Here is a 26,241-nt window from a genome sequence, read left to right on the forward strand (position 1 = left end):
ACTGGACGACGAGAAGACCGCCTGAAGGACGAGTGACAGCGGCAGCACGAAGCCGATGCCGACCATCGAGATGATCGTCTCCATCACCGACCCTTTACTGGTCGAGCCGGCGCAGCGCGGCTACGGCCCGTTCGGTGATTTCTTCGGGGGAGCCGGACACATCGACGGCGACGCCCGCCTCGTCGTCCCCCAGCGGCTGCAGGGTGGCGAACTGTGAGTCGAGCAGCGCGGTGGGCATGAAGTGCCCCTTGCGCTCCGCCATCCGCCGCTCGATGAGCGCGCGGTCGCCGGTGAGGTGGAGGAAGACGACATCCGGTGCGGCGGCCCGCAGCCGGTCCCGGTAGACCCGCTTGAGCGCGGAACTGGAGACCACTCCGCCCAGGCCCGCCCTGCTGTTCGCCCACTGCCCTATGACGTCGAGCCACGGCCACCGGTCAGCGTCGTCGAGGGGGATTCCGGCGGACATCTTGGCGATGTTCGCCGGCGGGTGGAAGTCGTCGCCCTCGGCGTACGGGACTCCCAGTGCGGCGGCGAGGCGGGGACCGATCGTGGTCTTCCCGGTGCCTGCCACTCCCATCACCACAACGACGTGGGGGGTGCTCATTACGTGCCTCGTCTTCCTCGACATCGGTCCGTCGCGCTACTGAAACCCATTGGTACGACATATTCACGCGCTCGCCGAGCTGCAGGTACTGGCTCCCCGAACAGCCCTGCGACGCGGCCCTGAGCCGTCCCGAGGCGCTCTGAGCTGTCCGCGTCAGGATTACCGCGTCGGTCGATGACCTTGGTTTACTGGGCCGTAACCTCAAAATCCCCTCAGATCTATCGCTGCGTGACGTGCGCCACTGTCAGAATCCCAGGGTTGCCCTGATGATGTGGCGTCGGGCCACGCCAAGGTGACCACCCCCACCGGCTCCGGCCGGGAACCGCACATACCCCTCACGAAGGCGAACCTTTCCCATGAGTGACCGCATCACCGCGGCCGAAACGCTCGCCGCCGGGGCTCCGGCGACGACGAGCTCCCCCCACGTGGACGCCGGAGACGCCGGCTACAGCAAGGACCTCAAGTCCCGCCACATCAACATGATCGCGATCGGCGGAGCGATAGGCACCGGCCTCTTTCTCGGCGCGGGCGGCCGTATGGCGGGCGCGGGCCCCTCCCTGGCCATCGCCTACGCGGTCTGCGGCGTCTTCGCCTTCTTCGTGGTGCGCGCCCTCGGTGAGTTGGTCCTCTACCGCCCGTCCTCCGGCGCCTTCGTCTCCTACGCCCGTGAGTTCATGGGCGAGAAGGGCGCCTTCGCGGCCGGCTGGCTCTACTTCCTCAACTGGTCGACCACCGCGATCGCCGACATCACCGCGGCCGCCACCTATGCCCACTTCTGGGCGATGTTCAGCAGCATCCCGCAGTGGGTCCTCGCGCTGATCGCCCTTGCGGTCGTCCTCACCGCCAACCTCATCTCGGTGAAGTACTTCGGCGAGATGGAGTTCTGGTTCGCGATCATCAAGGTCGCCGCGCTGGTCGCCTTCATGCTCGTCGGCATCTACCTGGTGGTCACCCAGCACCCGGTGGACGGCCACACCCCCGGCTTCTCCACCATCACCGACAACGGCGGCATTTTCCCGACGGGCATGCTGCCGATGCTGCTGGTGATCCAGGGCGTCGTCTTCGCGTACGCCTCCGTCGAGCTGTGCGGCGTGGCCGCCGGTGAGACCGAGAGCCCCGAGAAGATCATGCCCAAGGCGATCAACTCGATCATGTGGCGGGTCGGCCTGTTCTACGTCGGCTCGGTGGTGCTCCTCGCGCTGCTCCTCCCGTACACGGCGTACTCCGGCGACCAGAGCCCCTTCGTCACCGTCATGGACAAGCTCGGCGTCCCGGGCGCGGCCGGCGTGATGAACCTCGTGGTGCTCACCGCCGCCCTGTCCAGCCTCAACTCCGGCCTGTACTCCACCGGCCGCATCCTGCGCTCGATGGCCCTGTCGGGCTCCGCGCCCAAGTTCACCGGCCGGATGAACAACGGACAGGTGCCCTACGGCGGCATCCTGCTGACCGCGGCCTTCGGTGTGCTGGGCGTCGCGCTCAACTACGTCGTGCCCGGCCAGGCCTTCGAGATCGTCCTGAACCTGGCGTCGATCGGCATCCTCGGCACCTGGGGCATGATCATGCTCTGTTCGCTGCTGTTCTGGCACCGCGCGCAGGACGGCCGCGTGACCCGGCCCTCGTACCGGCTGCCCTGGGCTCCGTACACCCAGATCGTCACGCTGTTCTTCCTCGCGAGCGTGGCCTTCCTGATGTGGTGGGGCGGCGGCGTGGGCCGTACGACCGTGATGTTCCTGCCGCTGATCGCGGCGGCCCTGGTCGGCGGCTGGTTCGTCGTACGCGGCCGGGTCAAGACGATCGCCGCGGAGCGCCAGGACGCCTGACGCCTTCAGTGACATCGGCGGCCCCCGCGGGAGCGATCTGGCGGGGGCCGCTGTCGTACGCATGGAATCAGCGGGTCCACTCGGCCAGCCGCAGCCGGCTCTCGAAGCGGAACGGCTCTCCCGTCAGCGGATCGGTGAACTCCAGTACCTTCGCGAGGAGTTGAAGCGGACGGGAGTAGTCGTCGGGCCCGGCCTGCTGGACGACCGGATAGACCGGGTCGTTCAGGAGCGGCAGCCCGAGGCTGTTCATATGGACCCGCAGCTGATGGGTGCGGCCGGTGGCCGGCAGCAGCCGGTACCGGCCGAGCCCGGCCCGGTGCTCGATCAGCTCGATCCGGCTCTCGCTGTTAGGCTCGCCCGGCTCCTCGCGGGCGGCCATCACCCCGCGCTCCTTCACGATCCTGCTCCGTACGGTCATGGGCAGCGCGAGCGCCGGGTCGTACGGCGCCACCGCCTCGTACTCCTTGCGCACCTGCCGGTCGCGGAACATCGTCTGGTACGCACCGCGGTCCCCGGACCGTACGACGAACAGCGCAAGCCCCGCGGTCAGCCGGTCGAGCCGGTGCGCGGGCTGAAGCTGCGGCAGCGCGAGATCACGGCGCAACCGGGCCAGCGCCGTCTCGGTGACATGCCGTCCGCGCGGGGTCGTGGCCAGGAAGTGGGGCTTGTCGGCGATCACCAGACGCTCGTCCCGGTGGACGATCCCGACCTCGAAGGGGACGCGCTCCTCGGGCGCGAAGTCCCGGTGGAACCAGAGATACCGGCCCGCGGTGTACGGCTCGTCGGCCGCGACGGGACCGTCAACGGAGACAATGCGTCCCTCCCGGAACAGCGCGTCGACCCTCTCGGCCCCGATGGCACCGGCGTACCGCGCGGCGAGGTGGTCGTACACCGTCTTCCAGACGCCCTCCGGATCGGCGGGCAGCCGCAGCCGCACCGGATCGATGCCGTCACGCTGGGGCAGCGGCGAGGGCGGGGCCTTGTGTCTGCGTCTCACCGACGTGACTGTATGCGCAACGCCCCCGGGGGCTACGGAACGAGAAGATCCCCACGGGAATCCGTGGGGATCTTGGTGGTGTCCGAGGGGGGACTTGAACCCCCACGCCCGATAAAGGGCACTAGCACCTCAAGCTAGCGCGTCTGCCATTCCGCCACCCGGACAAGGTGTCTGTCGCGCGGCGCTGCGCCGTTCCGACGTGGAAAACCATAGCAAACATTCAGACGTGCCCGATCACGCCCCCACCCGTGTGACGGCCATATGACAGCGGACAGCCGCCCTTGGGCTCCGGGGCCCGCTCGCGGGAGGATGAGGAGGAACCACCAGCAGCGACAGTGGGAGGAATCAGCGTGAGCGAGTCGAACACGGACCGAACCGTCTCGGGTGAGGACGAGGTCGTCGACCTCTGTCGTGAGCTGATCCGCATCGACACGAGCAACTACGGCGACCACTCGGGCCCGGGGGAGCGGGCCGCGGCGGAGTACGTCGCGGAGAAGCTCGCCGAGGTCGGGCTCGAACCGCAGATCCTCGAGTCGCACAAGGGCCGTGCCTCCACGGTCGCCCGGATCGCGGGCAAGGACCCGTCCAGGCCCGCGCTGCTCATCCACGGCCACACCGATGTCGTACCGGCGAACGCCGACGACTGGACGCACCACCCCTTCTCCGGCGAGATCGCGGACGGCTGCGTCTGGGGCCGCGGCGCGGTCGACATGAAGGACATGGACGCCATGACCCTCGCCGTCGTACGGGACCGGCTGCGCAGCGGCCGCAAACCCCCGCGCGACATCGTACTGGCCTTCCTGGCCGACGAGGAGGCGGGCGGCACCTACGGCGCGCGGTATCTGGTGGACAAGCACCCGGACCTCTTCGAGGGCGTGACCGAGGCCATCGGCGAGGTCGGCGGCTTCTCGTTCACCGTCAACGAGAACCTGCGGCTCTATCTCGTCGAGACGGCGCAGAAGGGCATGCACTGGATGCGCCTCACCGTCGAGGGCACCGCCGGGCACGGGTCGATGACCAACAACGACAACGCCATCACCGAGCTCTGCGAGGCCGTCGGCCGGCTCGGCCGGCACAAATGGCCGGTCAGGATGACCAAGACCGTACGGTCCTTCCTGGACGAGCTCTCCGACGCGCTCGGCACACCGCTCGACCCCGAGGACATGGACGCCACGCTCGCCAAGCTCGGCGGCATCGCGAAGATGATCGGCGCGACCCTGCGCAACTCCGCGGCCCCCACCATGCTCGGCGCCGGCTACAAGGTGAACGTCATCCCCGGGCAGGCGACCGCCCATGTGGACGGACGCTTCCTGCCGGGATACGAGGAGGAGTTCCTGGCCGACCTCGACCGGCTGCTCGGCCAGCGGGTCACGCGGGAGGACGTGCACGGAGACAAGGCGCTGGAGACCAGTTTCGACGGAGACCTCGTGGACGCGATGCAGATCGCCCTCAAGGCGGAGGACCCGATCGCCCGCGCCGTCCCGTACATGCTGTCCGGCGGCACCGACGCCAAGTCCTTCGACGATCTCGGCATCCGGTGCTTCGGCTTCGCGCCGCTCAAGCTGCCGCCGGAGCTGGACTTCGCGGGAATGTTCCACGGTGTGGACGAGCGGGTGCCGGTCGACGGTCTGAAGTTCGGGGTTCGAGTGCTTGACCGTTTTCTCGACCGGTGCTGAGCCGCCTCGGGGTCAGATCCGCTGAAACGAAACTCCAATAATCGTTAGTACGTACGCACTTGACTGAAAAGAGTGAATGGCGCATCGGGCTCGTAGCCCGCACCTCACCTCCTCGTTACAGGTGATGCGATCCGCGGCTGGGATCGCATTGCCAACGAGGAGGAACAATGATCAAGAAGGTCGTCGCTGCTGCGGCTGCCACTGGTGGCCTGGTGCTCGCCGGTGCGGGTGTGGCCATGGCCGACGCGGGCGCCCAGGGTGCTGCAGTGCAGTCCCCGGGAGTGCTCTCCGGCAACGTCATCCAGGTGCCCGTCCACGTGCCGGTGAACGTCTGCGGCAACACAGCGAGCGTCATCGGCCTGCTGAACCCCACCTTCGGCAACACCTGCGTCAACCAGTGACGTTGTGACTCGGCCCATGAGGGCATGGGTTTGACCCCGGTCGGTCCCGGAGTGCGCGCCATGCGCTCCGGGGCCGTCGGGCATTCCGGCCCCGGGCACGACGTCCGGGATTTCCTGAAGCAGGAAGGCAAGGAATCATCAATGCGACACTTCACTCGCAAAGGCTTGATCACCATCGCGGCTGCGGGCGGCGTACTCGCCCTCGGTGGCGGATATGCGCAGGCGGATGCCACGGCGCAGGGAAGCGCGTCGAATTCGCCGGGTGTGGCGTCCGGGAATGCGGTGCAGGTTCCGGTGCACGTCCCCGTGAACGCGTGCGGGAACACGGCCAATGTCATTGGTCTGCTCAATCCCGCCAGCGGCAACGGGTGCGCCAACGGCTCCGGCGGCAGCGCGAACGGTGGTGGATCCCAGGCCGGTGGGGACGCCAGCGACTCTCCCGGCGTCGCCTCCGGCAACAACGTCCAGGCGCCGGTCGACGTCCCTGTGAACGCGTGCGGGAACACGGCCGATGTCGTCGGTCTGCTCAATCCCGCCAGCGGCAACGGGTGCGCCAACGGCTCCGGCGGCAGCGCGAACGGTGGTGGATCCCAGGCCGGTGGGGACGCCAGCGACTCTCCCGGCGTCGCCTCCGGCAACAACGTCCAGGCGCCGGTCGACGTCCCCGTGAACGCCTGCGGGAACACCGTCAGCGTCGTCGGCCTCGGCAACGCGGCCGCGGGCAACGAGTGCGGCAGCAACGTCGGCGACAACACGCCGCCCGCGCAGCCCGGAGAGCCGACCCCGCCCGGTACCCCCACTCAGCCCGGCACGCCGACTCAGCCCGGCACGCCGACTCAGCCCGGTACCCCGACCCAGCCCGGGACGCCGACCCAGCCTGGAACCCCGAGCCAGCCTGGTACGCCGACCCAGCCTGGTACGCCGGCTCAGCCCGGGACCGAGGTTCCGGCCGCTCCGAACGCCCCCGCCGCGCAGACCGTCACCAGGGGCGGTCAGCTCGCGCACACCGGTGCCGGAGCGCTGGACATGCTGGCCCCGGCGGGCGCCGGTCTGCTGCTGGCGGGAGCGGTGCTCTACCGCCGCGCCCGCGCCTCTGCGTAATCAAGAGGTCGCGGAGCGACACATTCGTACGTAACAGTGCGAAAGGGCATGAAACGGAGCGGGTCCCGCGGTCGCGGGGCCCGCTCCGTGTTGCTCACTCGCTCACCAGGTGGCGCGCACCTGACGGATGATGCGCCGGCGCAGCCGCACCCTGCGGCTGCCGTCCCGGTGCAGACTCAGTCGGTCCAACTCCCAGTGTCCGTACTCGGCGTGGTCGGTCAGCAGACGTGTCGCCTCCTTGCGGGAGACCCCGCGCGGCACGTAGACGTCGACAAATTCGTATTCCGGCATCGCATCTATTGTGCGGGCAGAGCCCCGGTACGGATAGCGTCTGCACTATGTCTGATGCTGCGCAGCCCACCGCTGCCGAGGTACGTGCCGCCGCCGAGGCGGTCAAAACCGCACTGGACCGTCACCTCGCGGCGGTCGAGAACCGCACGGGCGAGGACGACCCGGCTGTCTACGACGCGTTCAACCACCTCGCCGCGGCGGCGGAGGCGTACGACGAGCGCCTGTACGACCGCTACGACGAGGTGACGCCGTTCGAGATCCCGGGTGCGGACGACTCGCTGCCTCCGTACGCGGGACCCGAGGAGCCGAACGCGCTCAGTGTGCTGATCCGCCGGGATTACGCGGTGATCGAGCCGCAGCGACTGCTCGCACAGGCACAGCGCATCGCCGACCTGGACCCCGACGAGGAACGCACGGATACCGCCCCGGTGGTCGGCACGAGCGTGCACGCGGCGCTCGGAGTGCTCTTCGGGGAGTTCGAACCGGACGAAATCGCTTCCCGGCACAAAGAATTCGGCCTGGAGGAGGGCGACTCCACGCTGTGGGTATCGGCTGCCGACGACCTCCCGGAGCCGGGGGAGTGGCTGAGCACGCCGTTCGACCAGGCGGACCCGCAGCGGGTCGTGTGCCGCTTCGATGTCAGCTCGGTTTTCGACGAGGACGAGCTGGCCCAGGATCTCGACGACGACATCGACGAAGTGGAGTCCTGACCACGTCGGCCCTCACGGGTACGCACCGAGGCGAGGCCCCCGCCGCGCGGACGCGACGGGGGCCTCGGTGCGTCGTCCGCCACGGCGGGCTGATCACTGCGCCGGGGCGAGCAGCCCTTCGAGCAGCGTCCGCAGCCGCGTCGTGCGCTCCTGGGCCGGTACCTCCGCCACCGCGCGCGGCAGCGCCTGGTCCACGCCGTGCACCACGGACAGATGGCGCTCCCCACGGCTGAACGCGGTGTAGATCCACGGCCGGCTCAACCCCTGCGCCGCATCGCCCGGCAGCACCACGACCGCCGCGGGCCAGCGCATCCCGGCGGCCTGGTGCGCCGTCAGCGCCCAGCCGTGCCGCACCGCCGACTCGACCCGCTCCTTGGGTACGACGACGGGCGTGCCCTCGCAGTCGAGGTGCAGGCCGTCCGCCTCCGCCGAGACGACGGTGCCGGGCAGTGTCCGGCCGAGCGCCGGGGCGTACGCGACCCGGTCACCCGGATCGAAACCGCCGAACCGGCCCGGGCCCGGGTTCAGCCGCTGCTTGAGAGCCGCGTTCAGCGCGCGCGTCCCCGCGGAGCCGCCGTGCCCGACCGTGATCACCTGAGTCTGCTCGGCCGGCACCCCGAAGGCCCGCGGCACCGAGTCCGCGACGAGCTGCACCGTACGGTGGACCGCCTCTCCCGCGTCCCGCACCGGGACGATGACGACCTCCTTGCCGGGCGCCGCCACCTGGTTCAGCTCGCCGATCCCGATGCCCGAGACCAGCTCGCCGATCGGACCCGGGTCCGGCGTCCGCGAGGCAATCTGCGGGCACACCCTGGCCGCCAGCACATCCGCGAACACCCGGCCCGCGCCCGCCGAGTCCAGCACTCCGGGGTCGCCGCTCAGCACCAGCCGACTGCCGTCGGGCATCGACTCGACCAGCATCGCGGCGGTCTCCACATCCAGCTGCGGGGCGTCAAGGACGACCAGGAGATCGAGCGCGAAGGCCCCGTCCTCGTCCCGGCCCGGGCCCTGAGCCCCGGACAGCAGCCCGGCGACGGTGACCGCGGCCGGACCGAGCCGTCGGCTGCCGTTCTCACTGTGGACCGCGACGACCGCCCGCAGCCCGAGGGCGTGTGCCGCCCCGGCCAGCGCGACCGGCTCGGCGCGAGCCGCTTCGCCGCCGGTGTGCAGCACCAGGCCGCTCGCTGCCACCGCGCGGACCAGCTCGGTGGGCTCGGCCGCCTCCCAACGGGCGTCGGCGCCCGACTTGGCCAGTCGCGCCAGGCCGTCCGCGAGGCTTTCCTCCGCGAGTGCGTACCGGTCGAGGCCCAGCAGCACGGGCACGGGCGGCTGGGCGGGCTCGTCCCCGTCCTCGGCCTCCTCGATGCCGTCCTGGAAGACCAGCACGGCGCCCTCGGCGATGGCCTGTTGCAGTGCCTCGTCCGGGTCGGGCACCGACCGCTCGGCCAGCGCACCGCGCACGACGGAGGACTCCAGCGAGGTGTGGCCCTGGAGCGCCGCGCGCTCCAGCTGCCAGCCGACCAGGGCAGCCGTCCGGCGCTCGTCACCCGGGCCGCACTCCGCGCCGAGCAGCGCGCGGGCGAAACCGTCCGCCTGTTCGGGCCGGACACCGGGCACGGCGAGCAGCCGCCACGGATCCTCGCGCAGGGCGTCCGCGGCCTGCTCTCCGAGCACCTGGGCGACCTGGTCCGCGAGCGCCTGTGGCGCACCGCCCTCGATGAGCACGGCCCGTACCGCGGTGACGGACTCCGGTGCCGCCGCCCGCGGCGCCGTGGCGGGCTCCGGAATCCGCGGCCGCACCGGCTCGGCCGGGGTGGGTGCGGGTCGCCTGGGTGCGGGGGCGGTGGGGGTCCCGCCGGTGGGGCGAGCGGGCGAGTCGAAGTAGGCGGTGCCGGACTTCTCGCCGCTCTCCACGGCCCGTACCGCAGCGAGCAGATCGGCGGCGGTCCCGCTGAGCTTGGTGCCGCTCTCGATGGGCCCCGCCTTCTCGGCCTTCCGCTGCTCGATCCGGGCCCGCAACTCCCGCTGCGCGGCGAGCTCGGCCTCGGTCTCGGAGAGCTCGGCCGCCTTCTCGGCGCCATCCGTGGCGGCGGTGTCCGGGGCGGCGGTGTCCGAAGCCCCGGAGGCGTCCGTGTCCGGCGTCGCGTCCGGCGCGCTGGTGCCTTCCGTGGCCTCAGCGTCGGCGCTCGCGGCGGTGCCGTCCGGCTCGGCGTCGGCGGCGGCCTCGGCGGAGTCCGCGGCGGTGTCCGGTGTCGGGACGGCCGCTCCGTCCGCGGACTCGCGGTCCTCGGCCGGGGGTTCGGCCCGCCGCACAGCGGCTGTTGGGGGCGGCGTCCCCTCGGAAGGCGCAGTCACAGCGTGCTCCAGTCCTGGTCGGGATATCGGTGCACGGGCGCCGACACATCGTCGAGCGCCTGGCAGATCTCGTCAGGAAGACTAAGGGCCTCCACTGACAATGCTGCCGTGAGCTGCTGCGCATTGCGCGCGCCGACGATCGGCGCCACCACGCCGGGACGGTCCCGCACCCACGCGAGCGCCACCTGGAGCGTCGTCGCCGCAAGGCCGTCCGCCGCGGTCGCCACCGCGTCCACGATGCTGCTCGCCGTCTCGTCCAGATACGGCTCCACGAACGGCGCCAACTGCTCCGACGCGCCCCGTGAATCCGCCGGAGTCGCATGCCGGTACTTCCCGGTCAGCACCCCGCGGCCGAGAGGTGACGACGGCAGCAGCCCGACCCCCAGGTCCAGCGCGGCGGGCAGCACCTCCCGCTCGATCCCGCGCTGCAGCAGTGAGTACTCCATCTGCGTGCTGGCCAGCCGGGTCCGCACCCCCGGAGCGGCCAACTGCCAGGTCGCCGCCTTCGCCAGCTGCCAGCCGCAGAAGTTCGACACGCCCGCATACCGCGCCCGTCCGCTGCTGACCGCGATGTCGAGCGCCTGGAGCGTCTCCTCCAGCGGGGTCCCGGGATCAAAGGCATGGACCTGCCAGAGGTCGACGTAATCCGTCCCGAGCCGCTCCAAGGACGCGTCCAGCGCGGCGAGCAGATGCCCACGCGAGCCGTCGAAACGCCGGTCGGGATCGGGCACGCTGCCCGCCTTCGTCGCGATCACCAGATCGTGCCTCGGCACAAGCCGCTCGACCAACTGCCCCAGCAGATACTCGGCGTCCCCGCCGCCGTACACATCGGCGGTGTCGATCAACGTCCCGCCCGCCTCCCAGAACACCTTCAACTGGTCGGCGGCGTCGTGCTCATCGGTGTCCCGGCCCCATGTCAGGGTGCCGAGCCCGATCCGGGACACGCGCAGGCCGGTGCGGCCGAGATGCCTCTGCTCCATGGGCGCTGAGATTACTGGCCAGGGGCCCACCCTGAGAGAGCCTGTGGACAACCTCCCTCTGCCGGATCCCCCGAGGCCGCGCTAGAGTCCGCGGACAGGGACATTACTGATCAGTAAGAGGAGCGGTTATGCGGCTCGGCATCAACCTCGGCTACTGGGGCGCGGGGATGGACGGAGACAACCTCGCCGTCGCCAAGGAGGCCGACCAGCTCGGCTACGACGTCTGCTGGGCCGCGGAGGCGTACGGATCCGACGCCCCCACCGTCCTGACCTGGGTCGCCGCGCAGACCGAGCGCATCGACGTCGGCTCCGCGATCATGCAGATCCCGGCCCGCCAGCCCGCCATGACCGCGATGACCGCCGCGACCCTCGACTCCCTCTCGGGCGGCCGCTTCCGCCTGGGCCTCGGCGTCTCGGGCCCGCAGGTCTCCGAGGGCTGGTACGGCATCAAGTTCGACAAGCCGCTCTCCCGCACCCGCGAGTACGTCGAGATCGTCCGCAGGGCGATGTCCCGCGAGCGCCTGTCGTACGAGGGCGAGCACTGGACGCTGCCGCTGCCGGACGGCCCGGGTAAGCCGATCAAGCTCACCGTGCACCCGCAGCGCGAGCACATCCCGCTGTACATCGCCGCGATCGGACCCAAGAACCTGGAGCAGACCGGCGAGATCGCGGACGGCGCGCTGCTGATCTTCCCGGCCGCGGAGCATCTCGAGGACACGGCGATCAAGCACCTGCGGGCGGGCCGCGAGAAGGCCGGCAAGACGCTGGAGGGCTTCGACGTCTGCCCGACGCTGCCGCTGGCGATCGGCGACGACGTCAAGGGCCTTGCCGACATGTTCCGTCCGTACACCGCGCTGTACGTCGGCGGGATGGGCAGCCGCAAGCAGAACTTCTACAACCAGCTTGCGCAGCGCATGGGTTACGAGAAGGAAGCGGCCGAGATCCAGGACAAGTACCTGTCCGGCGACAAGGAGGGCGCGGCGGCCGCGGTCCCGCACGAGCTGATCGACCAGACGACGCTGCTGGGCTCGGTGGAGCGGATCGCCGACCGGATGCAGGCGTACGCCGCGGCCGGTGTCACCACCCTGACTCTCGCCCCGGCCGGATTCACACTGGACGAGCGGCTCGCGGCGCTCCGGGCGGGCACGGAAGCACTGGAGCGCGCGGGCCTCGCGTAGTACGGGCAGCTGAGGCCCCGGGAGAGCCGAAAACAAGTCTGCGGCCGTGGTGCCCGGGTGCCTGTCCGGACGGCCCGGGCCCCCGGGAGAGCCGAAAACAAGTCTGCGGCCGTGGTGGGGGCTCGGGGGGTCTTCCCCGCCACGGCCGTCGTAGAGCACAACGCCGGACAGCCCGCCCGGGTTACTGCTTCCTGTCGTGTGCCGCTGTCCTCCGTTCGGCGGAGTTGCGCCACTTACCTGTTGCCTCGCCTCCCATACCGCATTTGACTCGTATTGCGGACATCCTCATGGAGGTGGCATTGATGCTCTCGGCCCGGAGTCTCTTCCAGGAAATCGTCGACAGCGACGAGGCCTTCCAGCTCTTCTGCTCCATCGCCGCCAGCGGCGAGGCCCAGGGCGGCTGGGAGAACGGCCGCATCGCCGCCCTCGTGCCCGAGAGCATGCGTGAGCTCGCGCCCAAGATCACCCGGCACGGCGCCGACGAGGACAAGCACGGGCGGCTCTTCAACGCGCTGCTGAGGAAGCGCGAGCTCGAGCCCGTCCCCGTACCGCCCGAGACCGACTACACGATGCTGCTGGAGAAGGTGAACATCGGACTCACCCACGAGAAGCTGCGCCGTGACGAGCCGCTGACCGAGGAGGACATCGTCGTCTATCTCTCGCACAGCAGGGTCACCGAGCAGCGGGCCGCCGACCAGATGGACATGCTGGTGAAGTGCTTCGGGGACCACCCCGAACTGGGCAAGGCCATCAGGATGATCTGCAGCGACGAGAGCAACCATCTGGCCTACTGCCACGAGGAGTTGCTGCGCCTCGCCGCCGCCGGACACGGCCGTACGATCCACCGGGTGCTGCGCGAGAGCGCCCTCGCCGAGATCAAGGTCTACCGCGATGTGAGCCTCGCGGTGATGAGCCACATGGGGCGCCTGCTGCACTGGCCCAAGGCCAAGTCCGCCGCGCTCACCGTCGGCGTCCATGGCATGTACGCGTACGAACGCCTCGGTGGCTGGCATCGGATGGTCACTCTGGAGATGCCGATCCGCCGAGGCGCACTCGACGGACCCGCCACCGCCGCGCCCGCCTTCTGATCCGAAAGACATGCCCTAGAGCCAGCCGCGGCGCTTGAAGAGCCGGAACAGGCCGTAGACCGCGCCGGCCATCAGCAGCAGCACGGTCGGATACGCCCACACCCACCGCAGCTCCGGCATGTGGTCGAAGTTCATCCCGTAGATGCCCGCGACCATCGTGGGGACCGCGGCCATGGCCGCCCACGCCGAGATCTTGCGCATGTCGTCGTTCTGCCGCACGCCCATCTGCGCGAGATGGGCGGACAGGACGTCCGAAAGCAGCCGGTCCAAGCCCTCGACCTGCTCGTTCGCCCGGGTCAGATGGTCATTCACGTCCCGGAAGAACGGCTGCGAGTGCTCATGGACGAACGGCACGCCCGCGCTGGCCAGCCGGGACACCGGCCCGGCAAGCGGACCTGCGGCGCGGCGGAACTCCAGCACCTGCCGCTTGAAGGTGTAGATACGCGCCGCGGTGTTCTTGGAAGCGCTGCTGCTGGGCGCGAACACCTCCGTCTCCATCTCCTCCAGGTCCACCTGGAGCTCCGCGGCGACATCGATGTAGTGGTCGACGACCGCGTCGCTGATGGCGTAGAGAACCGCCGTCGGGCCGTGCTTGAGCACTTCGGGCTCGGCTTCGAGCCGACGGCGTACGGCGGCGAGCGGCGAGCCTTCCCCGTGCCGGACCGTCACCACGAACGAATCACCTATGAAGACCATCAGCTCGCCGGCGGTGACGGTGTCCGACTTCGGCTCGTACACCACCGGCTTGAGGACCATGAAGAGCGAGTCGTCGTACACCTCCAGCTTCGGGCGCTGATGGGCGGTGAGGGCGTCCTCGACGGCCAGCGGATGCAGGCCGAATTCGCTCCTGACGAGATCGAACTCCTTCTCCGTCGGCTCGTGCACGCCTATCCAGAGGAAGGCGTCGCCGCTCGCCCGAGCCTCGTCGAGGGCGTCGGAGAAGTCGGCGGGGCCTTCGGTGCGGCGCCCGTCCCGATAGATGGCACAGTCCACGATCACGGCGCGTATTCTCCCCTCTGTCCTCCCCCGGCGCACCCCAGGGCGCGTGTCCGCCTAGGCTGATCCGCATGGCCACGCTGATCCTCGTACGCCACGGACGCTCCACCGCCAACACCGCGGGGGTGCTCGCCGGCTGGACTCCGGGCGTTTTTCTCGACGAGCGCGGCGCCGCGCAGGCGGCCGCGCTGCCCCAGCGCCTCGCCGATGTGTCGCTCGCCGCGGCCGTCAGCAGCCCGCTGGAGCGCTGTCTGCAGACCATGCAGCCGCTGCTGGACGCCCGGCCGGAGCTGGAGCTCAAGACGGACGAGCGGATCGGCGAGTGCCACTACGGCGACTGGGCCGGGCGAAAGCTCAAGGAGCTCGCCGACGAGCCGCTGATGGACGTGGTGCAGCAGCACCCGTCGTCGGCGGCGTTCCCGGGCGGCGAATCGATGCGGGCGATGCAGGCACGCGCGGTCGATGCCGTACGGGACTGGAACGCGCGCGTCGATGCCGCGCACGGCGAGGACGCGGCATATGTGATGTGCTCGCACGGCGACATCATCAAGTCGTTGGTGGCGGACGCGCTCGGCATGCATCTCGACCTCTTCCAGCGGATTCATGTGGAGCCGTGTTCCGTGACCGCCATCCGTTACACCCGAACGCGTCCGTTTCTTCTGCGCCTCGGCGACACCGGGGATTTCGGCTCGCTGGCGCCGCGCGGAAACGGCGGTGGCGGGGCCGGGGTTGTCGGGGGCGGCGCGGGCGCCCCGTGATCGCTCCGCGCAGTAGGGTGGACGGGCCGAAAACCCGTATGCCCGCTCGATAACCGTAGGCAGCCGTCGTTCAGCAGTCCTCAGCAGTTCTCAGTAGTCCTGACCAGTCCTGAGCAGTCGAGACCGACCGCCCCCGAGATCCCGAGGGAGACAGAACGTGTCCCGTCAGGTGTTCCTGTACGACCCACCGGACCGCTTCGTGGCCGGTACGGTCGGGCTGCCTGGCCGCCGTACGTTCTTCCTGCAGGCTTCCGCCGCAGGGCGCGTCACCAGTGTGGCCCTGGAGAAGACCCAGGTCGCCGCGCTCGCCGAGCGGATCGACGAGCTGCTGGACGAGGTCGTACGCCGTACCGGGGGCAACGCGCCGGTGCCGGCCATGGCGCCCGCCGATGTCGCGGACACCGCGCCGCTGGACGCTCCGGTCGAGGAGGAGTTCCGGGTCGGCACGATGGCGCTGGCGTGGGACGGCGAGGAACAGCGCATGATCGTCGAGGCCCAGGCGCTGGTGGAGCTGGACGCGGACTCCGAGGAGGACCTCGCGGAGGCCGAGGAGCGGCTGCTCCAGGACGAGGAGAACGGCCCGCCGATGCTGCGCGTCCGGCTGACCGGGGCGCAGGCCAGGGCCTTTGCCAAGCGCGCGCTGGACGTCGTGAACGCCGGCCGGCCGCCGTGCCCGCTGTGCAGCCTGCCCCTCGATCCGGAAGGACATGTATGCCCGCGCCAGAACGGATACCGCCGCGGAGCCTGACGGCGCTGGACCTCCTCGCCGAGGGTGAGCTCACCGTGCGCGGACGGGTCCGCGAGGCGTCCAACGCGGTGCTGTACTGCTCGGTCTCGTACGAGGGCGAAGAGGTCACGTGCGTGTACAAGCCGATCGCCGGGGAGCGGCCGCTGTGGGACTTCCCGGAGGGGACTCTCGCGCAGCGGGAGGTCGCGGCGTACGAGCTCTCCGAGGCGACGGGGTGGGGCCTGGTGCCGCCGACCGTCCTGCGGGACGGGCCGTACGGCGAGGGCATGGTCCAGCTCTGGATCGAGGCGGACCCATCGGCGGCGCTCCTCGCACTGGTCGAGGACGAGGAGCCGGGCCAGGGCTGGAAGGCGGTCGGCTTCGCGGAGGTGGGCGAGGGGCGTACGGCGCTGCTGGTGCACGCGGACGATCCGCGGCTGCGGCGGCTGGCGGTGCTCGACGCGGTGATCAACAACGGGGACCGGAAGGGCGGGCATCTGCTGCCGACCGCGGAGGGGCACCTGTACGCGATCGACCACGGGGTGACGTTCAACGTGGACGACAAGCTGCGGACGCTGCTGTGGGGGTGGGCGGGGGAGCCGCTGCCGTCGTCGGAGCTGGCGACGCTGGCCGAACTGTCGGCCTCGCTGGAGGAGGGTGGGGCTCTGGCCACCCGTCTGGCGGAGCTGCTGACACCGGCGGAGGTCGAGGCGGTGCGGGAGCGGGTGGAGGCGCTGAGGGGGACGGGACGGCATCCGGTGCCCTCGGGGGAGTGGCCGGCGATTCCCTGGCCGCCGGTGTGAGTGGTGCGGGGGAGGTTCCCGCACCCCGCCCCTTCTCGAAACTGGGGGCGAGCCCCCAGGCCCCTGGCGAGGGGAAGGTACGTGGGGGCTGAGGCCCCACACCCCCCAAGCGCCGGCTTCGCCGCGCGGATGGTCCCGCGCGGGCTGCGCCCGCTCAGCGGCGCGGGCGCGACGCCCCTACAGTCCTCGGGCGCGCGCCCGCTTCGCGGCGGATGAGTTCTGCGAGGCGCGCCGACTTCGTGGCGCGATGCCCCGGGCCCCAAGGCACCCGGCTCGCGGCGCGGATGGGCCCCGCGAGGTGCGCCGAAGGCAGGGCACGACGGCGCCCCGGGGCTCAGGGCGTGCCGGCTTTACCGCGTGAGCCAGGGTGGCAACCGGCCCGCAAGGGCACATGCACGCACAACGTCAATTCACAAGAGGGCCCAACCAGCCACCCGGCGGGATCCGGTTCGTATACGGAACGTGCGTCCGGTTAGGCTCATGGCATGCATGCCTGGCCCGCTTCTGAGGTCCCCGCCCTGCCTGGCAAGGGCCGCGACCTCCGGATCCACGACACCGCGACCGGTGGTCCTGTGACCCTCGCCCCCGGTCCCGTCGCCCGTATCTACGTCTGCGGCATCACGCCGTACGACGCGACCCACATGGGTCACGCGGCGACCTACAACGCGTTCGACCTCGTTCAGCGCGTGTGGCTCGACACCAAGCGGCAGGTTCACTACGTCCAGAACGTCACGGATGTCGACGACCCGCTCCTGGAGCGCGCGATCCGTGACGGACACGACTGGACCGAGCTCGCCGAGCGCGAGACCGCGCTCTTCCGCGAGGACATGACCGCCCTGCGGATGCTCCCGCCGCAGCACTACATCGGTGCCGTGGAGGCGATACCCGGCATCGTGCCGCTCGTCGAGCGGCTGCGGGACGCGGGCGCCGCGTACGAGCTCGAAGGCGACGTGTACTTCTCCGTCGAGGCCGACCCGCACTTCGGCGAGGTCTCCCACCTCGACGCCGAGGCCATGCGGCTGCTCTCCGCCGAGCGCGGCGGCGACCCCGACCGTGCGGGCAAGAAGAATCCGCTCGACCCGATGCTCTGGATGGCCGCCCGCGAGGGCGAGCCGAGTTGGGACGGCGGCAGCCTCGGGCGCGGGCGGCCCGGCTGGCACATCGAGTGCGTGGCCATCGCCCTGGATCACCTGGGGATGGGCTTCGATGTGCAGGGCGGCGGGTCCGATCTCGCTTTTCCGCACCACGAGATGGGCGCATCGCACGCCCAGGCGCTCACCGGCGAGTACCCCTTCGCGAAGGCGTACGTCCACGCCGGAATGGTCGCGCTGAACGGCGAGAAGATGTCCAAGTCGAAGGGCAACCTCGTCTTTGTGTCGAGGCTGCGCCGCGACGGGGTCGACCCCGTCGCGATACGGCTGGCCCTGCTGTCGCATCACTACCGTGCCGACTGGGAGTGGACCGACCAGGTGCTGCAGGACGCCGTCGAGCGCCTCGGTCGCTGGCGTGCGGCCGTCTCCCGGCCCGACGGGCCGTCCGCCGACGCCCTGGTCGAGGAGATCCGCGACGCCCTCGGGAACGACCTCGACGCCCCCGCCGCCCTCGCCGCCGTCGACCGCTGGGCCGCGCTCCAGCACTCCGACGGCGGTACGGACGAGGGTGCGCCCGGCCTTGTCTCGCGCGCCGTCGACGCCCTGCTGGGCGTGGCTCTGTAGTCCGGTCCGACCAGCCACATCAGAAGGGCGCCGGGTGGGCATATGCCCACCCGGCGCCCCCTGTGCGGGAGTTGCCGCTACTGCTTGTTCACCACGACGGCCTGGATCGTGCTGTTGGTGTCGTCGTACCAGCCGATGACCTGGTGTCCGAAGGCGAACGCCTGCTGGACCTCGTCATGCGTGACCTGGTTCGGGTTGACCAGCTGACGCCAGCTGTTGTTGATGAACAGATAGAGGATCGGCGGCTGGCCCGGGAACGGCGTCACGACGTCCCAGAACATGGTGGCGATGCCGCTGACGATCGCTTGGGCGTCGACGGTGCTCGGCAGCACCAGCGGGAGTCCGGCCTGCTGTTGCTGCTGGCCGCCCAGCTGCTGGAGCAGCTGCTGGTAGGGCTGCTGCTGGCCGAGCTGCTGCAGCTGCTGCGCCATCGGGTACTGGGCCTGCTGCCCCTGGGAGGGCGGGGCGGTGGTGCCCGCGCCCTGCTGCCCGTACTGCTGCTGCCCCTGCTGCTGTCCGTGCTGTTGCTGTCCGTACTGTTGGCCGATGGAGCTGGGGTGCATCTGCGGGGTGGTGCTCATGCGATGTTCACCTTCCCTGTCGATTCATCCGGCGACGACCAGGCCAACGACCTCGTCGTCCGAGTACCAGACGCGAACGTCCGGCCGTCCCCCCGCGAAGGCGGCGTGGACCGCCTGGCGGATTTCGGGGGCGGGGTGGTTGAGGTTTCGCCATGCGCCGGCCACGAGCAGCCTGAGGCGCGGCGGAAGTTCACGGGGGTAGGGCATCACTTCGTCCCAGTAGCGCTCCGCCTGGCCGGAGCCGACCGAGGACGGCACCAGCCGGGTGACGGCCGCCTTGATGTCCGGGCGGTTGCCGATCCGCTGCGAGGCGGGCCTGCCCGGTGCGTCCTGCTGCGGCGAACCGGTCCTGCGCAGCACGTCGCGCGCCTGTTCCGGGGTCATCGGCGCGAGCCGGGCGGCCCGGAGGATGCCCTGCAGGCAGGCCAGGGCGCCGACGACCACCGGCGACGCCGATGAGGTGCCCGAGAAGGTGTCCGTGTACCAGGCGATCTCCTCGGCGCCGCCCTGCAGATCACCGGCCCGGTCCCAGAAGCCTCCGGTGGTGGTGACCTCGCGGCCCCAGCCCTGGGCGTCGATGCGCGCCCCGTAGTTGGAGAACGCCAGCCGCGAGCGGTCGGGACCGTGGTCGCGGCCGTGCGTCCCGGGCGGGGGAGCGCCCGCTCCGACGAGGATCGCTCCGGAGGACTGGTTCGACGGGTTGAAGGGGTTGCGCCACCACTCGGGGAACTCGTCGGGCCTGCGTTCGTACACCGCGTCGTCCAGGCTCTCGCCGCCGTTGCCCGCGGCCGCCACGACCAGGACGCCCTTCCCGGTCGCCCAGCGGATCGCGGCATAGTCGTCCGGCCACCACTCGAGCGCGATGTAGCCGCGCTGGTCGTCGCGGGTCTCGAAGTCGAACCGCGGTCCCGGCCGGTGGAGTTCGACCAGCAGGATGTCGCCGGGCGAGAGCCGTTCGGCCGCGGCGTGGATGGCCGCGGCGGACCCGATGCCCTGGAACGATGCCGCCGCGGTCACCGCCTCGGGCGCGATCCCGGTGATCCCCTTCTCGTCCCGGTCGCCGCCGATGATGCCGAGGACCGCCGTTCCGTGGTTGCGCCAGGCGATGTCCTGGACCGGATTGCCCACGACGATGCCGGCCAGCTTGTCCGCCAGGTCCTCGTGCCCCAGCTGCCAGGCGCCCTCGACGTCGACGACAGTGATCCCCTGCCCGGAGCCGCCCGGCCGCTGCCAGGACCAGTACGCGTCCACGCCGTCGGGCGCGGGCAGCAGATAGCCCTGGCGGCCGGTGTAGTCGGGGGTCGCGGGTGCGCCTTCCTTCAGCCGCTTGGCCTCGTCCGGCAGTGCGCCCTGCGGCGCGCGGGCGGGCACGGCGCCGGGCTTGACATACGCCGTCTCGATTTCGGGAAGCGCCGCCAGACGGGCGGTCAGTTCCTGGGCCCGGTCGCTCCCGCCCCGTACCCGGTAGAACAGCGAGAGGTCCGGTATCGCGCCCCGGCCGCCGGCCGGTCCCGGCGGCTGCGAGGGCAGGGCCGACCGGGTCCGCTCCTCATTGCCGAACACCGGCTCCAGAGTGAGCTGTTCGTCGCTGAGGAACATGTTCAGGGCGGAGATGTCCGTGCCGGAGGCGGATCGTACGCCTTCCGTGCCGGCGCGCAGCCGGGCCTCGGCCCGGGCGACGACGATCAGCTCCGGCTCGGCTCCTCGATAGGTGAATCCAGCTCCGTCGGGTCCGGGGCCCGTGGTTCCTGGGCCCCGGCCCGGGAGTGCCTGATCGGTCATCGCTGGGACCGCTCCCTTCGTGCCGTGCTCCGTGTCGTGCCGTGGTGGCCACCCTGCTCCCGTCAGGGCCGTACGTCCACCCCGCTTACGTGAAATACGTTTGAAACGCAAGGCAATTGGGAAGCCCGGGCAATTCGGCTTGAAGGAGATGTCACCACATAATTCGGCCAGACACTGCGGAGTCACCTGGCATGTGTTGAGGTGGGAGCGTCTACAGAACATTTGTCGGAAGGACGCACCATGCAACGCTCCTTCGCACGTAGAGAAGTTCTGGGCGCGGTCGCGGCCCTCGGTGGCGCCGCTCTCCTGGCCCCCTTGGGCGGGGTCGCCCGGGCGGCCGGATCCACCGGGCAGAGATGGCCCAGGCAATTCCCCTTGCCGAACGGCTTCCAGCCCGAGGGCATCGCCATCGGGGTTGCTCCGTACGCCTACTTCGGGTCGCTCGCCAATGGCGATGTGTACCGAGCGAGCCTGGCCACCGGTACCGGACGCGTCATCAGCCACGGCCCCGGGGCCGGGCATCCCGTCGTCGGACTCAAAATCGACCGGCGCGAGCGGCTGCTGTTTCTGAGTGGAGGGGTGAGCCGGGAGATCCGGGTCGCCGATGCCCGTTCGGGGAAGCTGCTGAAGACCTTCACCGTCGGCTCGGACGGCACGATGGTCAACGATGTGATCCTTACGCCGGGTGCCGCCTGGTTCACCGATTCCTTCAAACCGCAGGCCTACCGGCTCCCGCTCGGCCGGCACGACGAGCCGGGCGACGAGGTGACGACTGTCCCGCTGACGGGCGACTGGCAGCAGGGCCCGAGCTTCACGGCCAACGGCATCGAGCGCACACCGGACGGCAGCGCTCTGCTCCTGGTCAATACGGTGGTCGGCGGCGGGGGACTGATGCGCGTCGACCCGCGCACCGGAGTGGCACGCCGCGTCGACATCGGTGACACCAAACTCCCCAACGGCGACGGCCTGTTGCTGCTGGGGCGCACCCTCTATGTCGTACAGCAGGCACAGAACGCCATCGATGTGCTGCGCCTCAACGAGTCGGGCACCCGCGGCACGGCGATCGCGCGCATCACCGATCCGGAGCGCTTCAAGATCCCCACCACGGCTGCCGCCTGGGGCGACCGGATCTATCTGCCCAATGCGCGTTTCGATGTGGAGCCGACACCCGACACGACGTACGACGCGGTCGCGGTGGATCAGATCAAGCGCTGAGCCGGAGCGGGGCGGCGCCCATCAGGCGCCGCCCCGCTCCGCACACCCGTACCTCAGTCGTCCGAGGAATCTTCGTCGTCCGCCTCGGTCTCGGCCCCGGTGTCCGTCTCCGGATCCGGGCGTGGCGGCATCGGTGGCCTGGAGCGCCCGCTGGACGTGTCGCGCAGATACGAGCCCCCGTCGCCGCTCTCCGTCGCATGGCCGGGACCGCCGTCCCGCCGCCGCAGATACCGTTCGAACTCGCGGGCGATGGCCTCGCCCGACGCCTCGGGAAGCTCAGCGGTGTCCCGCGCCTCCTCCAGCGTCTGGACGTACTCCGCCACTTCGCTGTCCTCGGCGGCCAGTTGATCCACCCCCAGCTGCCACGCCCGGGCGTCCTCGGGCAGTTCGCCCAGCGGAATGCGCAGGCCGATCAGGTCCTCGAGACGGTTGAGCAGCGCCAGCGTCGCCTTCGGATTGGGCGGCTGGGACACATAGTGCGGCACCGCGGCCCACAGGCTCACGGCAGGCACACCCGCGTGCGTGCACGCCTCCTGGAGGATTCCGACGATTCCGGTGGGCCCCTCGTATCTGGTCTCCTCCAGATCCATGGTCCGTGCCAGATCCGGGTCGGAGGTGATCCCGCTGACCGGAACCGGCCGGGTGTGCGGGGTGTCGCCGAGCAGTGCGCCCAGGATCACCACCATTTCCACGCCCAGTTCATGGGCGAAGCCCAGAATCTCGTTGCAGAACGAGCGCCAGCGCATGGACGGCTCGATGCCGCGCACCAGCACCAGGTCGCGCGGCTTGTCGCCGCCGATGCGGACCACGGAGAGCCGGGTGGTGGGCCAGGTGATCTTCCGTACCCCGCCGTCCAGCCACACCGTGGGCCGGTTGACCTGGAAGTCGTAGTAGTCCTCGGCGTCGAGCGCCGCAAACACCTCCCCCTTCCATTCCCGGTCCAGGTGTGCGACCGCGGTGGAGGCGGCGTCGCCGGCGTCGTTCCAGCCCTCGAACGCGGCCACCATGACCGGGTCGATCAGCTCGGGAACCCCCTCGAGCTCGATCACCCAGTGCCTCCTTCCGAAGTTCCCTTGTCTACGCCCCAACCTTACGGCTTACCAGGCGCCCGGCCGCAGCCCCCTTGCACGGCCGGGTGAACTTCCGCGCGATAGGGCATACGTCGGAGAACCCCGCACTCGGCCGTCGATTCATCCGAGCTGTGAGGGGGAAGTTTCGTCCCTGCCCTGGACGCTGGCGCTCGAACGGCGCTATACATCGGATGACCGCGAGAGGTCCGATGTTCTTCCCGGGGGTGCGCGCATGAGTCGGAGCGTCACGGAGTTCGAGGTTCATGACATCCGCTTCCCCACCTCGGAACAGCTCGACGGCTCCGACGCCATGAACCCGGACCCCGACTACTCCGCCGCCTATGTGGTGATACGTGCCAGCGACGGGGCCGAGGGACATGGCTTCTGCTTCACCATCGGGCGCGGCAACGATGTCATCGCCGCCGCCATCGAGGCGCTGCGGCCCCATGTCGTCGGGCGTCCGGCCCCTCGTGCGGCAGCCGATCTCGCCGCCCTCCATCACGACCTCACCCATGACTCGCAGCTGCGCTGGCTCGGTCCGGAGAAGGGAGTGATGCACATGGCGGCCGGCGCGGTCGTCAATGCGGCCTGGGACCTGGCGGCGAAGCGCGCCGGACAACCCGTGTGGGAATTCCTGGCCTCGATGAGTTCCGAGGAACTCGTCTCGCTTGTCGACTTCCGCTATCTCACCGACGTCCTGACCCGCGATGAGGCCCTGGCCATCCTGCGCAGGGCCGAACCGGGCCGGGCCGAACGGGCCCGGCGGCTGCGGCTGCAGGGTTATCCCGCCTACACCACATCGCCCGGCTGGCTCGGCTACTCCGACGAGAAGCTCGTCAGGCTGGCCAAGGAGGCCGTCGTCGACGGCTTCCACCAGATCAAGTTGAAGGTCGGCGGGGACATCGACGACGACATCCGTCGCATGAAGCTCGCCCGCGCCGCCGTCGGACCCTCCGTACGCATCGCCGTGGACGCCAACCAGCGCTGGGACGTCGCCGACGCGGTGCGCTGGATGACGGCGCTCGCCCCCTACGAGCCGCACTGGATCGAGGAGCCGACCAGCCCCGACGACATCCTCGGCCACGCCGCTGTACGCGCGGGCCAGCCGGTCAAGGTCGCCACCGGCGAACACGTCGCCAACCGCGTCGTGTTCAAGCAGCTGCTCCAGGCAGGAGCGGTCGACTTCGTCCAGATCGACGCCGCGCGTGTCGCAGGCGTCAACGAGAACATCGCCATCCTGCTGCTCGCCGCCAGGTACGGGGTCCCGGTCTGCCCGCACGCCGGCGGAGTAGGGCTGTGCGAGCTCGTCCAGCATCTCGCCATGTTCGACTACGTCGCCGTCTCCGGCAGCTGGGAGGACCGGGTCATCGAGTACGTCGACCACCTCCACGAGCACTTCGCCGACCCGGCGGTCATTGAGTCCGGGCGCTATGTCGCCCCGCGCGCCCCCGGCTTCTCGGCCCGCATGCTGCCGGATTCACTCGCCGCCCACCGCTATCCGCAGGGGCCGGTCTGGCAGGCCCGCCGTACCACCGAGGAGGTCAACTCATGACGCGGCCAAGGGACTTCGAGGGGCTGTCCGCGCTGGTGACGGGCGGCGCCTCGGGCATCGGGGCCGCTGCGGCAGCGCTGCTGCTCAGCCGTGGCGCCCAGGTCGCCGTACTCGACCGCGAGAGTGCCGGAGCACCCGACGGCACCCTCGCGCTCAAGGCCGATGTCACCGACGACGCGGCCGTGCACGCCGCCGTGGAGCGGGCCGCCGCGGAGTTCGGCGCCCTGCACACCGTCGTCTCCAACGCCGGAATCGGGGCGATCGGCACCGTCGCCGACAACGCCGACGAGGAGTGGCACCGCGTACTCGACATCAACGTCCTCGGCATGGTGCGCGTCGCCCGGCATGCCCTGCCCCATCTGCGCCGAGCGGCCGGCGAACGCCCGGGCCACGTCTCCCTCACCCAGACCTGCTCCATCGCCGCCACCGCCGGACTGCCCCAGCGCGCCCTCTACAGCGCCAGCAAGGGTGCGGTCCTCTCCCTCACCCTCGCAATGGCCGCCGACCACGTCCGCGAGGGCATCCGCGTCAACTGCGTCAACCCCGGCACCGCAGACACCCCGTGGATCGGACGCCTGCTCGACCAGGCCGACCACCCCGTGGCCGAGCGCGCCGCCCTGGCGGCCCGCCAGCCCACCGGACGGCTGGTCGCTGCGGACGAGGTCGCCGCGGCCATCGTGTATCTCGCCAGCCCCGCCGCAGCCGCCGTCACGGGAACGGCACTCGCGGTCGACGGCGGAATGCAGGGCCTGCGCCTGCGTCCCGCCACCTGAGAGCCGACACCCACCGAAGGACGGGACAATGAGAGTGCGTACGACAAGTGCCGCGGCCTGCGCGGTGCTGCTGGCCGTAACAGCCCTGGCGGGCTGCAACCGTGCATCGGACAGCGGGTCCGGCGGTGGCAAGGTGGGCATCGATCTGCCGCGCAGTGACAGCGACTTCTGGAACTCGTACCAGCAGTACATGGAAAAGGGCGTCAAGGACGGCGAGGTCGACGCGCTGTCCCTGACCAATTCGCAGAACGACATCGGCAAGCTGGTCGCCAACGTCCAGACCTTCACCGACCAGGGCGCCAAGGCCGTCGTCATCGCCCCGCAGGACACCGGGGCGATAGCGGAGTCGCTGCGGAACCTGTCGGAGAAGAAGATCCCGGTCGTCAGCGTCGACACCCGGCCCGACAAGGGCGAGATCTACATGGTGGTCAGGGCCGACAACCGGGCGTACGGCGAGAAGGCCTGCACGTACCTCGGTGAGCAACTGAAGGGCAAGGGCAAGGTCGTGGAGTTCCAGGGTGACCTGTCCTCCATCAACGGCCGTGACCGCTCCGAGGCCTTCAAGTCCTGCATGGACAAGAACTTCCCCAGCATCCAGGTCTTCGAGTTGGCCACCGACTGGAAGGGCGACATCGCCTCCGCCAAGCTCCAGTCCACGCTGGCCGCCCACCCCGACATCAACGGCATCTATATGCAGGCCGGCGGTGTCTTCCTGCAGCCCACCCTCGCTCTCCTGGAGCAGAAGAAGCGGCTCGTGGCCCCCGGCAGCCCCGGCCACATCACGATCATCTCCAACGACGGCATCCCGGAGGAGCTGGACGCGATCAAGTCGGGGAAGATCGACGCCACGGTCTCCCAGCCCGCCGACCTGTACGCCAAGTACGCGCTGTTCTACGCCAAGGCCGCCCTGGACGGAAAGACCTTCACGGCGGGCGCCACCGACCACGACTCCACCATCATCAAGATCCCGGGCGGGTTCGAGGACCAGCTGCCCGCGCCGCTGGTGACCAAGGAGAACGTGGACGACCCGAAGCTGTGGGCCAACCAGCTGAAGAAGAAGAGCTAGCC

At 70.3% G+C, this 26,241-nt stretch carries 24 protein-coding genes and 1 tRNA gene; 15 read left to right on the forward strand and 10 right to left on the reverse strand.

The genetic code is table 11. The features are described 5' to 3' along the window. Positions 1-94 precede the first annotated feature (94 nt). Complete coding sequence (locus tag ACQEVG_RS11450; RefSeq protein ID WP_432980898.1) at positions 95-604, reverse strand: gluconokinase; 510 nt, start codon at positions 602-604, stop codon at positions 95-97. Positions 605-960: 356 nt separating this feature from the next. Between ACQEVG_RS11450 and ACQEVG_RS11455 the strand changes: the two genes are divergently transcribed. Then, positions 961-2,424, forward strand: a complete 1,464-nt coding sequence (locus tag ACQEVG_RS11455; protein WP_432980901.1) for an amino acid permease — start codon at positions 961-963, stop codon at positions 2,422-2,424. A 67-nt stretch (positions 2,425-2,491) separates the two neighbouring features. Here ACQEVG_RS11455 and ACQEVG_RS11460 read toward each other — a convergent pair whose 3' ends face one another. Further along, the gene (locus ACQEVG_RS11460; protein WP_432980904.1) at positions 2,492-3,421 is read right to left on the reverse strand and encodes an RluA family pseudouridine synthase; all 930 of its coding nucleotides are present in this window, start codon (positions 3,419-3,421) and stop codon (positions 2,492-2,494) included. Between the two features lie 76 nt (positions 3,422-3,497). Next, a tRNA-Leu gene (locus ACQEVG_RS11465) sits at positions 3,498-3,585 on the reverse strand. Between the two features lie 186 nt (positions 3,586-3,771). Here ACQEVG_RS11465 and ACQEVG_RS11470 point away from each other — a divergent pair. The 3 genes from ACQEVG_RS11470 (at position 3,772) to ACQEVG_RS11480 (ending at position 6,599) form a co-directional block, all read left to right on the forward strand. Beyond that, the gene (locus ACQEVG_RS11470) at positions 3,772-5,097 is read left to right on the forward strand and encodes a M20/M25/M40 family metallo-hydrolase (RefSeq protein WP_432980907.1); all 1,326 of its coding nucleotides are present in this window, start codon (positions 3,772-3,774) and stop codon (positions 5,095-5,097) included. A 167-nt stretch (positions 5,098-5,264) separates the two neighbouring features. Beyond that, the gene (chpH, locus tag ACQEVG_RS11475; RefSeq protein WP_432980910.1) at positions 5,265-5,498 is read left to right on the forward strand and encodes a chaplin ChpH; all 234 of its coding nucleotides are present in this window, start codon (positions 5,265-5,267) and stop codon (positions 5,496-5,498) included. 141 nt (positions 5,499-5,639) lie between these two features. Continuing rightward, the gene (locus ACQEVG_RS11480; protein ID WP_432980913.1) at positions 5,640-6,599 is read left to right on the forward strand and encodes a chaplin; all 960 of its coding nucleotides are present in this window, start codon (positions 5,640-5,642) and stop codon (positions 6,597-6,599) included. Between the two features lie 102 nt (positions 6,600-6,701). Here the strand turns inward: ACQEVG_RS11480 and ACQEVG_RS11485 are convergent, their stop codons facing one another. Further along, positions 6,702-6,890, reverse strand: a complete 189-nt coding sequence (locus tag ACQEVG_RS11485; RefSeq protein ID WP_005319466.1) for a DUF5703 family protein — start codon at positions 6,888-6,890, stop codon at positions 6,702-6,704. 47 nt (positions 6,891-6,937) lie between these two features. On the opposite strand from ACQEVG_RS11485, the gene ACQEVG_RS11490 reads away from it, so the two are divergent. Next, positions 6,938-7,600 carry a hypothetical protein gene (locus ACQEVG_RS11490; RefSeq protein WP_432980917.1) on the forward strand — a complete coding sequence of 221 codons (663 nt, stop codon included), beginning with the start codon at positions 6,938-6,940 and terminating at the stop codon, positions 7,598-7,600. A 93-nt stretch (positions 7,601-7,693) separates the two neighbouring features. On the opposite strand, the gene ACQEVG_RS11495 is transcribed toward ACQEVG_RS11490, so the two are convergent. Both ACQEVG_RS11495 and ACQEVG_RS11500 read right to left on the reverse strand, forming a co-directional pair. Continuing rightward, a complete protein-coding gene (locus ACQEVG_RS11495) occupies positions 7,694-9,955 on the reverse strand; it encodes a helix-hairpin-helix domain-containing protein (protein WP_432980920.1) in 2,262 nt (753 codons plus the stop codon). Further along, positions 9,952-10,935: an aldo/keto reductase gene (locus ACQEVG_RS11500; protein ID WP_432980923.1), complete on the reverse strand. Its 984-nt coding sequence runs from the start codon at positions 10,933-10,935 to the stop codon at positions 9,952-9,954. The genes ACQEVG_RS11495 and ACQEVG_RS11500 overlap by 4 nt, the downstream gene beginning before the upstream one ends. Positions 10,936-11,063: 128 nt before the next feature. On the opposite strand from ACQEVG_RS11500, the gene ACQEVG_RS11505 reads away from it, so the two are divergent. Both ACQEVG_RS11505 and ACQEVG_RS11510 read left to right on the forward strand, forming a co-directional pair. Then, complete coding sequence (locus ACQEVG_RS11505) at positions 11,064-12,113, forward strand: LLM class F420-dependent oxidoreductase (RefSeq protein WP_432980926.1); 1,050 nt, start codon at positions 11,064-11,066, stop codon at positions 12,111-12,113. Positions 12,114-12,415: 302 nt separating this feature from the next. Beyond that, positions 12,416-13,201, forward strand: a complete 786-nt coding sequence (locus ACQEVG_RS11510) for a ferritin-like domain-containing protein (protein ID WP_432985276.1) — start codon at positions 12,416-12,418, stop codon at positions 13,199-13,201. Positions 13,202-13,216: 15 nt separating this feature from the next. Here the strand turns inward: ACQEVG_RS11510 and ACQEVG_RS11515 are convergent, their stop codons facing one another. Beyond that, entirely contained in the window at positions 13,217-14,209 is a 993-nt protein-coding gene (locus ACQEVG_RS11515; RefSeq protein ID WP_432985279.1) for a magnesium and cobalt transport protein CorA, read from the reverse strand. Between the two features lie 59 nt (positions 14,210-14,268). Here ACQEVG_RS11515 and ACQEVG_RS11520 point away from each other — a divergent pair, with 59 nt between their 5' ends. From ACQEVG_RS11520 to mshC, 4 genes are all read left to right on the forward strand, one after another. Further along, the gene (locus ACQEVG_RS11520; RefSeq protein ID WP_432980929.1) at positions 14,269-14,955 is read left to right on the forward strand and encodes a histidine phosphatase family protein; all 687 of its coding nucleotides are present in this window, start codon (positions 14,269-14,271) and stop codon (positions 14,953-14,955) included. 157 nt (positions 14,956-15,112) lie between these two features. Next, positions 15,113-15,703 (forward strand): DUF3090 domain-containing protein, encoded by a 591-nt coding sequence (locus ACQEVG_RS11525; RefSeq protein ID WP_432980932.1) that lies wholly within the window; start codon positions 15,113-15,115, stop codon positions 15,701-15,703. Beyond that, a complete protein-coding gene (locus ACQEVG_RS11530; protein ID WP_432980935.1) occupies positions 15,667-16,485 on the forward strand; it encodes an SCO1664 family protein in 819 nt (272 codons plus the stop codon). Before ACQEVG_RS11525 ends, ACQEVG_RS11530 begins: the two co-directional genes overlap by 37 nt. A 485-nt stretch (positions 16,486-16,970) precedes the next feature. Then, entirely contained in the window at positions 16,971-18,200 is a 1,230-nt protein-coding gene (gene mshC, locus ACQEVG_RS11535; protein WP_432980938.1) for a cysteine--1-D-myo-inosityl 2-amino-2-deoxy-alpha-D-glucopyranoside ligase, read from the forward strand. Between the two features lie 77 nt (positions 18,201-18,277). Here mshC and ACQEVG_RS11540 read toward each other — a convergent pair whose 3' ends face one another. Together ACQEVG_RS11540 and ACQEVG_RS11545 are read right to left on the reverse strand one after the other, a co-directional pair. After that, positions 18,278-18,781 (reverse strand): hypothetical protein, encoded by a 504-nt coding sequence (locus ACQEVG_RS11540; protein ID WP_432980941.1) that lies wholly within the window; start codon positions 18,779-18,781, stop codon positions 18,278-18,280. Between the two features lie 24 nt (positions 18,782-18,805). Further along, positions 18,806-20,563 carry a S8 family peptidase gene (locus tag ACQEVG_RS11545; RefSeq protein ID WP_432980944.1) on the reverse strand — a complete coding sequence of 586 codons (1,758 nt, stop codon included), beginning with the start codon at positions 20,561-20,563 and terminating at the stop codon, positions 18,806-18,808. A gap of 240 nt (positions 20,564-20,803) precedes the next feature. Here ACQEVG_RS11545 and ACQEVG_RS11550 point away from each other — a divergent pair, with 240 nt between their 5' ends. Beyond that, positions 20,804-21,778, forward strand: a complete 975-nt coding sequence (locus ACQEVG_RS11550) for an SMP-30/gluconolactonase/LRE family protein (protein ID WP_432980947.1) — start codon at positions 20,804-20,806, stop codon at positions 21,776-21,778. Between the two features lie 53 nt (positions 21,779-21,831). On the opposite strand, the gene ACQEVG_RS11555 is transcribed toward ACQEVG_RS11550, so the two are convergent. Beyond that, positions 21,832-22,827, reverse strand: a complete 996-nt coding sequence (locus ACQEVG_RS11555) for a PAC2 family protein (protein ID WP_432980950.1) — start codon at positions 22,825-22,827, stop codon at positions 21,832-21,834. Positions 22,828-23,080: 253 nt separating this feature from the next. Between ACQEVG_RS11555 and ACQEVG_RS11560 the strand changes: the two genes are divergently transcribed. The 3 genes from ACQEVG_RS11560 to ACQEVG_RS11570 are packed head-to-tail and all read left to right on the forward strand — an operon-like array spanning position 23,081 to position 26,239. Beyond that, on the forward strand, positions 23,081-24,400 hold the full coding sequence (locus ACQEVG_RS11560) for an enolase C-terminal domain-like protein (protein WP_432980953.1): 1,320 nt from the start codon (positions 23,081-23,083) through the stop codon (positions 24,398-24,400). Continuing rightward, positions 24,397-25,173, forward strand: coding sequence for an SDR family NAD(P)-dependent oxidoreductase (locus ACQEVG_RS11565; RefSeq protein WP_432980956.1), 777 nt, complete (start codon positions 24,397-24,399; stop codon positions 25,171-25,173). The genes ACQEVG_RS11560 and ACQEVG_RS11565 overlap by 4 nt, the downstream gene beginning before the upstream one ends. 28 nt (positions 25,174-25,201) lie before the next feature. Beyond that, entirely contained in the window at positions 25,202-26,239 is a 1,038-nt protein-coding gene (locus tag ACQEVG_RS11570) for a sugar ABC transporter substrate-binding protein (RefSeq protein ID WP_432980959.1), read from the forward strand. Positions 26,240-26,241 lie beyond the last annotated feature (2 nt).

Source organism: Streptomyces sp. CA-135486, assembly GCF_050936555.1.
GTDB lineage: Bacteria > Actinomycetota > Actinomycetes > Streptomycetales > Streptomycetaceae > Streptomyces.